This window comes from Bifidobacterium sp. LH_426, from assembly GCF_056356875.1.
Window position 1 is genome coordinate 1 of record NZ_JBKEVB010000012.1, and the last position, 12,086, is coordinate 12,086.

Below are 12,086 nucleotides of genomic sequence, written 5' to 3' on the forward strand. Positions count from 1 at the left end.
GGGACCTTAGACGACGGTCTGGGCTGTCTCCCTCTCGACGACGGAGCTTATCCCCCGCCGACTCACTGCCGGGATACACTTGACGGGTATTCGGAGTTTGGTTGCTGTCGGTACCCGGTATGGGCCCTCAAGCATCCAGTAGCTCTACCCCCCGCAAGCAATCACCCGACGCTGCACCCAAATGCATTTCGGAGAGAACCAGCTATCACGGAATTTGATTGGCCTTTCACCCCCAGCCCCAGGTCATCCCCCCGGTTTTCAACCCAGGTGGGTGCGGTCCTCCACACGGTCCTACCCGCGCTTCAACCTGCCCAGGGCTAGATCATCCCGCTTCGGGTCCAGGACAAGCGACTCAGACGCCTTATTCAGACTCGCCTTCGCTACGCGTACCCCACACGGGTTACGCTCGCCACCTGCCACTGACTCGCAGACTCATTTTTCGATAGGCACGCCGTCACCCCATCAAAGAGGCTCCGACGGATCGTAGGCGCACGGTTTCAGGTACTCTTTCACTCCCCTCCCGGGGTGCTTTTCACCTTTCCCTCACGGTACTAGTTCACTATCGGTCGGACAGGAATATCTAGGCTTACCCCACGGTCGGGGCGGATTCACACGGGATTCCACGAGGCCCGCGCTACTTGGGAACACGCGATCATGAGACCATGCGCATACGACTACGGGGCCATCACCCTCCACGGCCAGGCATCCAATCCTGTTCGTCTCGCACACGGTTTTCTAACTCACGCCCGGTCCGTCGGAACCGGGACACACGCTCCCGCAACCCCGATGCCGCAACCCCCGACGGGTATCACACGACACCGGTTTGGCCTGATCCGCTTTCGCTCGCCACTACTCACGGAACATCCTTTCCTACAGGTACTGAGATGTTTCACTTCCCTGCGTACCCCCCAGCCCAAAAGGCTGGTGCCACCCCATCGAGGGTGGCGGGTTCCCCCATTCGGAGATCCTGGGATCAAAGCCCTGTCGGCGGCTCCCCCAGGCCTATCGCGGCCCCACACGTCCTTCATCGGTCCTGTCCGCCAAGGCATCCACCACTGCGCCCTCACCAGCAACACACACAACGCGTGAAAGCCGGCGAAAACCAAATTCGCGAATACATCGGACGACACATCAACACAACACGTTGACGGTCACAACAAAAACGACCGAACGAACACCCGAAGACAAAGCCTCGGAGTTCGATCGAAATCAACAAAACAAGAAAAACAAATTCGTTCTCTTGCTCGCGTCCACTATCCAGTTCTCAAACCACCAACACACACCAGGCACCACACCAGCCCACACAAGGACCAACACGGAAACCCGGCGGAATCGGACCCGCACCCCGAAGCCAGACGGCTCGGAGGGTGGCGATCCGGGAACCCAAAAGCATGCCATACCACCAACCACACGGGACAAGCCCGCCCGCACGGGAAACCCCGCACGCCCACAGCCAAGATCTCTTCCACACCAGCAACCCCAACCAGACCGCGACTATCACGGCCGTGGGGCACACACCGGATGCCAGACAGCATCCTGTATTCTCCGTAGAAAGGAGGTGATCCAGCCGCACCTTCCGGTACGGCTACCTTGTTACGACTTAGTCCCAATCACGAGCCTCACCTTAGACGGCTCCACCCCTCACGGGTTAGGCCACCGGCTTCGGGTGCTGCCCACTTTCATGACTTGACGGGCGGTGTGTACAAGGCCCGGGAACGCATTCACCGCGGCGTTGCTGATCCGCGATTACTAGCGACTCCGCCTTCATGGAGTCGGGTTGCAGACTCCAATCCGAACTGAGACCGGTTTTCAGGGATCCGCTCCATGTCGCCATGTCGCATCCCGCTGTACCGGCCATTGTAGCATGCGTGAAGCCCTGGACGTAAGGGGCATGATGATCTGACGTCATCCCCACCTTCCTCCGAGTTGACCCCGGCGGTCCCCCGTGAGTCCCCAGCCGAACTGCTGGCAACACGGGGCGAGGGTTGCGCTCGTTGCGGGACTTAACCCAACATCTCACGACACGAGCTGACGACGACCATGCACCACCTGTGAACCCGCCCCGAAGGGAAACCACATCTCTGCGGTCGTCGGGAACATGTCAAGCCCAGGTAAGGTTCTTCGCGTTGCATCGAATTAATCCGCATGCTCCGCCGCTTGTGCGGGCCCCCGTCAATTTCTTTGAGTTTTAGCCTTGCGGCCGTACTCCCCAGGCGGGATGCTTAACGCGTTGGCTCCGACACGGGACCCGTGGAAAGGGCCCCACATCCAGCATCCACCGTTTACGGCGTGGACTACCAGGGTATCTAATCCTGTTCGCTCCCCACGCTTTCGCTCCTCAGCGTCAGTAACGGCCCAGAGACCTGCCTTCGCCATTGGTGTTCCTCCCGATATCTACACATTCCACCGTTACACCGGGAATTCCAGTCTCCCCTACCGCACTCCAGCCCGCCCGTACCCGGCGCAGACCCACCGTTAAGCGATGGGCTTTCACACCGGACGCGACGAACCGCCTACGAGCCCTTTACGCCCAATAATTCCGGATAACGCTTGCACCCTACGTATTACCGCGGCTGCTGGCACGTAGTTAGCCGGTGCTTATTCAACAGGTACACTCAACAAAAAGCCTTGCTCCCTGCTAAAAGCGGTTTACAACCCGAAGGCCGTCATCCCGCACGCGGCGTCGCTGCATCAGGCTTGCGCCCATTGTGCAATATTCCCCACTGCTGCCTCCCGTAGGAGTCTGGGCCGTATCTCAGTCCCAATGTGGCCGGTCGCCCTCTCAGGCCGGCTACCCGTCGAAGCCACGGTAGGCCATCACCCCACCGTCAAGCTGATAGGACGCGACCCCATCCCGTACCGGTAAGACCCTTTCCCAGAAGACCATGCGATCAACTGGAACATCCGGCATTACCACCCGTTTCCAGGAGCTATTCCGGAGTACGGGGCAGGTCGGTCACGCATTACTCACCCGTTCGCCACTCTCACCCCCAAGCAAAGCCCGGAGGATCCCGTTCGACTTGCATGTGTTAAGCACGCCGCCAGCGTTCATCCTGAGCCAGAATCGAACCCTCCACAAAAAACATTGCAGAAAGACATCGACAGATGACTCTCACTAAAAACAATTGACGGAACATCCTATAAGGAAGGACGTTCGCACAAAAACCCCGACCCCCATCAAACCCCCTCGGGTACTCGAAAACGAGCGGGAATCGGACTGGCAATCATTGACTATAAAGAAGTAAGTAGTACAACACACTCTTGAGTTCTCAAACCACCACACACGCCAAGCAACCCGGAAACCAACCAACAGCAGACAACCGGACCGCTCAGCGGCAGCGAATGAATAACCTACACCACACCGACCAACACCGCAAACCCACACCACAAAACAACCCCCAAAACCCCTGCAAACACTAGCCTCCACCGGCGTGTCGAAAAACCGACCACAAACAACCCGACAACCCCTCAGTCGGCCTGCGGCCGCCAGCTCCCCCCTCACAAGGGGGAGCGCTCTCCCCCACCCGGCTCACGCCGGGAGCCCCCTCCACAGAGAGGGCCGACACGCGCCCGCAAACGCCCACGCGCATACGAAAGACCGGGGAACGCCGATTTACTCCGAATATGACGAAACCCGCCTCGCGGTATGCGGGCGGGAATCCTGAAGACGATTATGGGCGGACGCCGTTGTCCGTATCCTCATTGTTCATGCAACTCACGGAACGCCTCCGATGCCATCTGCCCTGGCATCAATCCGACGATCCGCTACCTGACTGCGGACGAATCAGTATGCGATTCAGCGATCGCCGTGACGACGAGCGGTCTCGGCCATCTTCTGGCGGGCGATGTTCTCCGGGAACATGTTGTCGGCGCAGTAGCTGATGAAATCACCGAAGATGTTCTTGTTGGTCATGATATCCACCTTTCTTATTGGGTCGCCGGCTTCGTATCCCGGCTGACATCTCACATGATAGACGCCGCCGGCTCGTTTTGCAAACGTATGCTGAAACCGGTTTCAGAACGCTGTCATACCGCCGTTCGCCCGGCGTGTCGCATCACCGCCGATTCGGACGGCATCCGCGGGATAGACCCCCGGGAACGCCCGCGCACGGGCCTACAATGGAACCCGATTCCACATCATCGACGAATGGGGGCATGATGAGCGATCCGCAGACAACCACATCACATGAGGAATCACCCGCGACGTCGCCCGAACTGACGTTGCACGACAAGGCCGGCACCCGGATCCCGCAGATCGGGTTCGGCACGTTCCAGATCCCGCCCGAGGACACGCAACGCGCGGTCGAGGAGGCGCTGGAACTCGGCTACCGGCACATCGACACGGCGGCCGCCTACTACAACGAGCAGCAGATCGGCGACGCCCTGCGCGCCACCGGCATGGCCGGCAAGGTCTGGGTGACCACGAAGCTGCGCAACTGCGACCAAGGCTACGACGCGGCGCGCGTCGCGTTCGACGAGTCGCGCCGCAAGCTGGGCGTCGACGTCATCGACATGTATCTCATCCACTGGCCGTTCCCCGCCGCCGGCTTCTACCGCGAGACGTGGCGCGCCCTGCTGAGGCTGCGCGACGAAGGCGCGATCCGCGTGCCGGGCGTGAGCAACTTCCTGCCCGAGCATCTGCGCGCGATCATCGAGGATTCCGGCGAGGCGCCGGCCGTGAACCAGATCGAGGCGCACCCGCGCTTCAACCAGCCCGGCGTGCGCGCGTTCTGCAAGGCGCACGGCATCGCGGTCGAGGCGTACAGCCCGCTCGGCCACGGCAGGGACATCGAATCCGGACCGGTCACGGCGGCCGCCGAGGCGCACGGGACGACGCCGGGGCAGGTGGTGCTGCGCTGGCATACGCAGGAGGGACGCATCGTCATCCCGAAGTCGAAGCACGTGGAGCGCATGCGCGAGAACCTCGCGAGCGCCGGCTTCGACCTGACCGCCGCCGAGATCGCCGCCATCGACGCGCTCGACGACCCGCACGCGAACGTGAGCGCCGATCCGGCCACGTTCACGCACTCCCAGTCGTGGGCGGACCAGCACGTGCGCGGCAACATCTGAACCGTCACCACCGACGCACAGCGACGATCGCCGACATCGGAACGAACGACGGCCCGGCGCAGGCTCACCGCCTGCGGCCGGGCCGTCGCCGTTCCCGCGCATGCCGAATCGCATGCGCGGGTCACGCGGTCAGATCACGTGATACTCCTTGAGCAGCGTGGCGATGTCGGTGCCGTCGAGCTTCTTCAGCACCTTGCCGAGCACGGCGCGTTCCACGAAGTTGAGCTTCATGTCCGCGACGGGCGCGCCGTCGCGCAGTTTCACCGTGGCGTTGAGGAGGTTCCTCACGTCGTAGACGCTGCCCCACACCTCGGGCACGCCGCGGTCCACGTCGAGCAGCGTGTAGACGGCCTCCATGCCGGTGCGCATCGAATACTCGGTGGTGAAGATCGTGTCGCGCGGCGTCTCGGCGAACTGGCCGAGGAACGCGAAGTTGACGGCGCCGTCCGGCACGACGTCCGGGCGGTCGCCGGCGGCGCGCGGCATGAAGAACGCGGTGATGTACGGCATCATGACCGGCACTGTGTTGGCGTGCTTCGCGGCGAGCGCCTCGATCTTCTCCGTCGACACGCCCATGTGGTAGAGCCATTCGGCGCAGATCTCCTCGCCGGTGCATTCGGTCATCGGCTTCTTCACGTAGTCTCCGGGCTTGTCGGGGAACAGGCCGTACACCCAGACGCACAGCTGGTCCTTGCTCTGGTCGCGGAACTGCTGCTGGCGGTTGAGGGTCCAGCTCATCAGCCAGCTGGAGTCGGCGACGGTGACGATGCCGCCGGTCACGACGTGGCCCGAGAACGGGTCGCGCTTGCAGATGCGCTGGATGTAGGGCGGGATCTCGCCGTCGAGCGTGGTGACGGTGGCGCTCATCCACTTGGTGGCCTGCGGGTCGGAGCAGAACTTGTCCGGGTGGCCGAAGCTCGGGTCCTGCGCGGCGATGCGGCGCCACATGTCCCAGCCGCCGCCCGGTTTCAGGTCCGGGTTCCACGGCGCGGGCGCGTGCTGCGAGCCCATGGTGGAGTTCTCGACGCAGCCGCCGTTGGTGATGAACACGTAGTCGTTCTCGGTCAGGTCGATGGAGGATTTGTCGCCTTCGTGGTCGAGGTCGAGGCGCACGGCGATCTTCTTCGTGGCGCTGCCGTACGGGTTGCGCTTGAACACGCCGGAGGTCGCCTGGATCTTGAGGATCGTGTCCTGGCCGACGCCGGTGCGTTCGCGCTTCGGCCCGTCGCCGCCGCCGATCGCGAATTCGACGTTCTCGACCTTGGTGCCGTAACGGAATTCGACGCCGTGCGACTCGAGGTAGGTGACCATCGGCAGGATCATCGACTCGTACTGGTTGTAGCGGGTGAAGCGCAGGGCGCTGAAGTCCGGCAGGCCGCCGATGTGGTGGATGTAGCGCTTGATGTACAGTTTCATCTCCAGCGCGGAATGCCAGTTCTCGAACGCGAACATGGTGCGCCAGTACATCCAGAAGTTGGAGTCGAGCACCTCGTCGTCGAAGAAGTCGGTGATCGGCTTGTCGTAGAGCTCCTCGTCGGGGGTGAAGAAGAGCTTCATGATCTCCTGCGCGGCCTTGTCGGACAGACCGAACCGGCCCTTGGTGCCGGCGTCCTTGCCCTGGTCCTTGGTGGCGCGGCACAGCGAGTAGTTCGGATCCTCCTTGTTGAGCCAGTAGTACTCGTCGAGCACGGAGACGTCGGGGTTCTCGATGGAGGGGATGGAGCGGAACAGGTCCCACATCACCTCGAAGTGGTTGTCCATCTCGCGCCCGCCGCGCATCACGTAGCCGAGTCCGGGAATCTCGGCGCCGTCGCAGGCGCCGCCGGGCACGTCGTCCTTTTCGAGGATGTGGATGTTCTCGCCGGGCATCTGCGCGTCGCGCACGAGATAGCATGCGGCGGACAGGGCCGCGAGTCCGGTGCCGATGATGTACGCGTGCTTGCCGTCGACGCCTTCCGGCTTCTTCGGCCGCGCGAACGCCTCGTAGTTGCCGTTGGAATAATACATATGCCGCCTCCTTGAGGATATGTTGACAGACCGTCAATTCCGTCCGTCAGACATCATGTCGCATTTCGCTCTCTCCCACCATAGACACTACACCGGTGTCGTGTCCGGATACGGGAACGCCACGGCCGGGTGGGCACGACGGATGGGCACGACGGATGGGCACGGCGGATGGGCACGCCACGTCCATCATGCGGAGCTTGCATTGAAGCGCACTTGAAGTGATTCAATGGATTGTGACCGTTAACGCCTGAATCAAGGAAAGAGCAGCAACGATGAAGTACCGCAACGTAGGCAAGTCCGGACTGAAGATCAGCGAGATCGCGCTGGGCAGCTGGGTGACCGACCTCAAGGGCACCGCCGCCGAGGACGTGGCGAAGCAGACCGTCGACCTCGCGTTCGACAACGGCGTGAACTTCTTCGACTGCGCCGACGCGTATTCCGCGGGCGTGGCCGAACGCTTCTTCGGCGAGGTGCTGAGCCGCTTCCCGCGCCGCGAGCTGGTCATCTCCTCGAAGGTGTTCTTCCCCACCGGCGACGGCGTGAACGACCGCGGCCTGAGCCGCAAGCACATCTTCGAGAGCTGCGAGCAGAGCCTGAAGAACATGAGGACCGACTACCTCGACCTCTACTACTGCCACCGCTTCGACGAGTCCACCGATCTGGAGGAGACGCTGCGCGCGATGAGCGACCTCGTCGCGCAGGGCAAGGTCCTCTACTACGGCGTCTCCGAGGAATGGGGCGGCGCGAGGCTCCAGGAGGCGCAACGCATCATCGACCGTCTCGGCCTCTACCCGATCACCGTGGTGCAGCCGCAGTACAACCTCGCCGACCGCTACATCGAGCACGAGATCATGGGCGTGTGCTCGAAGCTCGGCATCGGCATCACCACGTTCTCACCGCTCGCCCAGGGCCTGCTCACCGGCAAGTACCGCAAGGGCCAGCCGCTGCCGGCCGGCTCACGCGCCACCTGGCAGGCCGACCACCAGATCAACGACCTGCTCACCGATGCGAACCTCGACATGGTCGAGCGTCTGCGCGGCGTGGCCGACGAACTCGGCGTGAACCTGCCGGCCCTCTCCCTCGCCTGGATCCTCCAGCACAAGGAGATCAGCTGCGTGATCGCCGGTGCCAGCAAGCCCAGCCAGCTGGAGAACAACCTCAGGGCCTCCGGCTTCGAGATCCCCGCCGACGCGATGGCCGAGATCGACGCGATCACCGGCTTCCACCGCTTCGAGCGCCACGTCGGCTGAGCCTTGGGGGTGGGTACCGGGGCTCAGCCCCGGTACTCCCGGTCCGCAATCATCCTGCCCGACTGGTCGAGCGCGGTGGAGAACCGGCCGTAGTCGGACAGGATCACGCCCATGTAGAGCATGTCGACGAGCGCCACGTTCGCCACGCGCGAGAAGATCGCGTTGCCGTAGATCGTGTGCGATCCGGAGCCGGTGACCAGCGTCACGTCGGCGGAACCGGCCAACGGCGAGCCGACGTGATTGGTCACGGCGATGGTGCGCGCGCCCGCCGCCTTGGCGAGACGCAGCGCCTTCACCGTGTCCGCCGACGATCCGGAATGGGAGAACGCGATCGCCACGTCGTCGCCGGTGAGATGCCCGGCGCCGATCTGCTGGAGGTAGGCGTCCGTGTTGAGGCGGCAGTCCAATCCCAGATACATGAGTTTGGTGAACAGGTCGGTGGCGGGCACGAGCGAGTTCTCCACGCCGTAGATGTCGATGGCGTCCGCGCCGGCGAGCAGGGTCGTCGCCTTGCGGAACGCCTTCACGTCGAGCGAACGTCGCAGCTCGTCGATGAGCGATGTGGCGCCGGCGGCGGCCTTGGCGGGAACGCTCTCCGGATCGTCCCACGGATTGAGGTCGAATCCTTCGAGCGGATCGAACGTCACCTGGCGCTCCGCCTCGGGATGCCGCAGCACGTAGCGCAGTTCGCGATAGCCGCCGAAGCCGAGCTTGCGGGAGAAGCGGATCACGGTCGGCTGGCTGACGTGCGTCGCCTCGGCGAGCTGGCCGACGGTCAGCCCCGCCGCCTCCTCGATATGGTCGCGGATGTACCGCGCGACGGACCGTTCGGCCGGCCTCAATGACGGATACACGTGGTCGATGCGTTCGCGAATTCCCACCGAAGGCTGCAAGGTTCCATCTCCTCGCGACAGTTCCACCATCATCTCGTATTGTCGAGGACGACGATAGCCCGCGCGGGTGTGCCGCCGAGGGACTACGGTTGACCGGAAGGTGAACCGTGCGTTAACTTTCCCTGCGGGTCGACATGGACCACGCCGGTCACGCAAACGTCACGGCTCGTCACGGGCGAAACGTGTGAGGCCCGTCATGGGCCGGGCCTCACACTGGGATGCCGTCGGCATGAGGGACGCCATGCCGTTCCGGTCGTCTCTTATCCGTGGTCGCCGTACCTGCGTCCGCCGACGGCCATGCCGATGCCCGCGAGCGCGGCGACGGCGGCGGCCATGGCGATCAGGACCACGGCGGCACCCGTGTCGGACAACCGCTTCCGCCCGGTGACCGCGGCATCGGAGGCCCTGGCGTCATCCCCGGATTTTCCGGGTTCCGTCGGCCGGTTCGACCGGTCCGTCCCGTTCTGGTCGGCGGGCGCGCCCGGTCGGTCCGGTCCGGAGGTTCCCGGGTCGGCCGGCCGCTCCGCCTTCGTCAACGCCTTCCATGCCGATTCCAAGGTCCGCTTCGCCCCGTTCGCCGCATGGCCGTCGGGTTCCGATTGCTTCAGCATCGTGCGAGCCGCATCCAACGCCTGCGCGAACGGCTCCCATGTCTCAGCGGTGTAGTCCGGTTCCTTCGGCCCGGAGGAGTCGATGTCCGCGACGAGTTCCGCCAGAGGCTGCAATGTGTCGGTCACGGCGATTTCGGTGATGTAGTACGCTCCCCAGGTGGTCGCCGCCTTGTTGATGCGTACGCGCATGGCCATGACGTCACGCTGCATGGGCATCGTGACGGCGTGGTGCTCGGCCGTCCCGTCCGAGGTGCTCCATGTCACGTCGCCGGAGGAGGCGACCCGCGTCCATCCGTTCTTGCCGTTTTGGGAGATCTCGATGTCCCAGTCGGTAGGGTTCTGGTCTTTGGCGTAGATGCCGGACAGATCGACGGTGTCGAAGGTCTGCGGCTTGTCCCACGTCAGGGTGACGTATTGCGGATAGGTGGGGTTGTTCCGGCTTTTCGTGCCGCTCCATTCATCGCCGTCATTGACGTTCGAGGCCGGGTAGTCGGCGTCCGCTCCGCTGTGTTTCGCAGTGGCGCCCAATGCCAGGTTGCCCGGTATGTCACTGACCGGCATGCCGAGACGCAACGCCTCTCCCGTCTTCAGTGTGATGGCGTAGGTGCCGTCGTTCTGCGCGGTGACGGCGCGTTGCTCCGCCGCCGCCCATTCGCCGTTCTCGTCGAATGCGCCGATGCTGGCGGCGTCGGGTCGTTGCTCGGTGGTGATGGTGACGGAACCGGCGGTGTCGGAGGTCACGTACAGGTTCCGGCCGTCGGTGGCGGCGATGCCGACGGCACCGTCGGTCGTGTGGAAACCGAGACGATACCGGCCGATCGTTTTCATGGCCGAGTATTCGGTCTGCGGATCGTCCTGGTCGACGTTGAAGCCGGCGCGGTCGGATGCCGTCGCCCCCGCCAGTATCTGTCCTATGGCGTTGAGTCCCGGATTGTACCGCTGTAGTTCCTTGGCCTGTTCGGTCATGGTGGGTATCTCGCCGAGTTTCCAGTCGTAGTACATCTCCTGGGAGTGGATGTCGCTCTGCTCCAGGTTGGAATACAGCGCGTGCGGACCGTTGAAGTGGCCGCCGCCTCCGTCACAGAACCAGTTGTCGATCTCCCAGGTGCCGTATCCGCCTCCGGCCGCGAAGGCGGCGGTCTCCAGCGAGGTCAGGTTGGCGTAGTCGCCGGAGTTCTCGGCGATGTGACCGAGTGTGGAGTATCGTTTGCCTCCGACGATGATCTCCTTCATGCGGCTGACACTGGTGGAGTATGGATCGGGTCCGGCGAAGTCGATGTATGCGTAATCGTTGACGTTCACCGGATAGCCGGAACCGGAGTAGTTCACGCGCGTGGCGATGCTGTAATCCGATTCCTTGACGGCTTTGCCGAGTTCGTTGATCCAGTCGATGTACCGGTCTTTGAAGTGCGGGTTGTTGTTCGCCTCGTTCTCGAGCTGGATGGAGATGACGGTGCCATCCGGATCGGTCTGCGCCAGATGGGCGAAGATCGCCTTCATCGTTGCGATCTCGGCTTGTTTCATCTTCTCGGCCTTCGGACCGGTGGTGATGAGCGGATAGTCGACCTTGCCTTTGCCTCCGGTGATGTCGTAGTAGTCGCCGATCGGATCGCCGTCCTCGTCCTGCACATACCAGGACGGCGCGGTGTACTGGTAGCCGATGTCGACGGTCTTGTTCTCCTTGCCGTTCCATGCGCCGCTGTATGTGGGGATGCGCGAACCGCTCTGGCAGGCGGATCCGAACCACGCGAGGTCGATCTTCAGCCCGTATTTCCTGGCCCAGTTCACATAGGCGTCCAATACGGTGAAGTCGTATTCTCCGGGCCTGACTTCGACGTCCCTCCATAGCAGCGCCTGGGATATGGTCGCGTAGTTGAGGTTCGCGGTCTTCTCGTACGCGTTCTCGCCGAAGCTTAGATCGAGATGCCTCGTGGGATAGTCATTTCGGCTGGAGCCGGAGTTCTCCTTGAACTCCTCCTGGTGCCCCATGCGCTCCCATGTGCCCATGTTCTGGGCGAACGAGTACAGGTACGGCCTGCCGTCCACTTCAAGATAGTATTCGCCGTTGCCTTTCCGGGCGACGCGTGAGACCACGCGACGGCTCTCCTGCTCCTGCGCGTGCGTGGAGCCGTTCTCGGCCGCGAACGCGCCGATGGGCATGGTCATGGCTATGGCGGCCATCGCCGCCACGGCCGATTTCAGCACAGTGCACCGGGGATGCTGCATCCGTGACATTGGTTCTCCTTATGCGTGAG

5 protein-coding genes and 2 rRNA genes are annotated in these 12,086 nt (G+C 63.1%); 2 read left to right on the forward strand and 5 right to left on the reverse strand.

All coding sequences use genetic code 11. The annotated features are described in order from the left end of the window. Positions 1–1,077 (reverse strand): 23S ribosomal RNA (locus AC1AYD_RS09900); the annotation flags it as partial. Positions 1,078–1,551: 474 nt separating this feature from the next. Next, positions 1,552–3,080: ribosomal RNA gene (locus AC1AYD_RS09905) — 16S ribosomal RNA — on the reverse strand. Between the two features lie 1,075 nt (positions 3,081–4,155). On the opposite strand from AC1AYD_RS09905, the gene AC1AYD_RS09910 reads away from it, so the two are divergent. Further along, entirely contained in the window at positions 4,156–5,070 is a 915-nt protein-coding gene (locus AC1AYD_RS09910; protein WP_476503383.1) for an aldo/keto reductase, read from the forward strand. Positions 5,071–5,199: 129 nt separating this feature from the next. On the opposite strand, the gene AC1AYD_RS09915 is transcribed toward AC1AYD_RS09910, so the two are convergent. Then, positions 5,200–7,077 (reverse strand): oleate hydratase, encoded by a 1,878-nt coding sequence (locus AC1AYD_RS09915; protein ID WP_476503382.1) that lies wholly within the window; start codon positions 7,075–7,077, stop codon positions 5,200–5,202. 272 nt (positions 7,078–7,349) lie between these two features. Between AC1AYD_RS09915 and AC1AYD_RS09920 the strand changes: the two genes are divergently transcribed. Continuing rightward, the gene (locus AC1AYD_RS09920; RefSeq protein ID WP_476503381.1) at positions 7,350–8,327 is read left to right on the forward strand and encodes an aldo/keto reductase family protein; all 978 of its coding nucleotides are present in this window, start codon (positions 7,350–7,352) and stop codon (positions 8,325–8,327) included. Between the two features lie 23 nt (positions 8,328–8,350). On the opposite strand, the gene AC1AYD_RS09925 is transcribed toward AC1AYD_RS09920, so the two are convergent. Both AC1AYD_RS09925 and AC1AYD_RS09930 read right to left on the reverse strand, forming a co-directional pair. Next, entirely contained in the window at positions 8,351–9,220 is an 870-nt protein-coding gene (locus tag AC1AYD_RS09925; RefSeq protein ID WP_476503380.1) for a MurR/RpiR family transcriptional regulator, read from the reverse strand. 260 nt (positions 9,221–9,480) lie between these two features. Beyond that, complete coding sequence (locus tag AC1AYD_RS09930) at positions 9,481–12,066, reverse strand: DUF4978 domain-containing protein (protein ID WP_476503379.1); 2,586 nt, start codon at positions 12,064–12,066, stop codon at positions 9,481–9,483. Positions 12,067–12,086 lie beyond the last annotated feature (20 nt).

Coding starts and splice junctions, on each gene's coding strand:
- AC1AYD_RS09910 (WP_476503383.1), top strand. CDS start 4,156: ATGATGAGCGATCCGCAGACAACCACATCACATGAGGAATCACCCGCG.
- AC1AYD_RS09920 (WP_476503381.1), top strand. CDS start 7,350: ATGAAGTACCGCAACGTAGGCAAGTCCGGACTGAAGATCAGCGAGATC.
- AC1AYD_RS09915 (WP_476503382.1), bottom strand. CDS start 7,077: ATGTATTATTCCAACGGCAACTACGAGGCGTTCGCGCGGCCGAAGAAG.
- AC1AYD_RS09930 (WP_476503379.1), bottom strand. CDS start 12,066: ATGTCACGGATGCAGCATCCCCGGTGCACTGTGCTGAAATCGGCCGTG.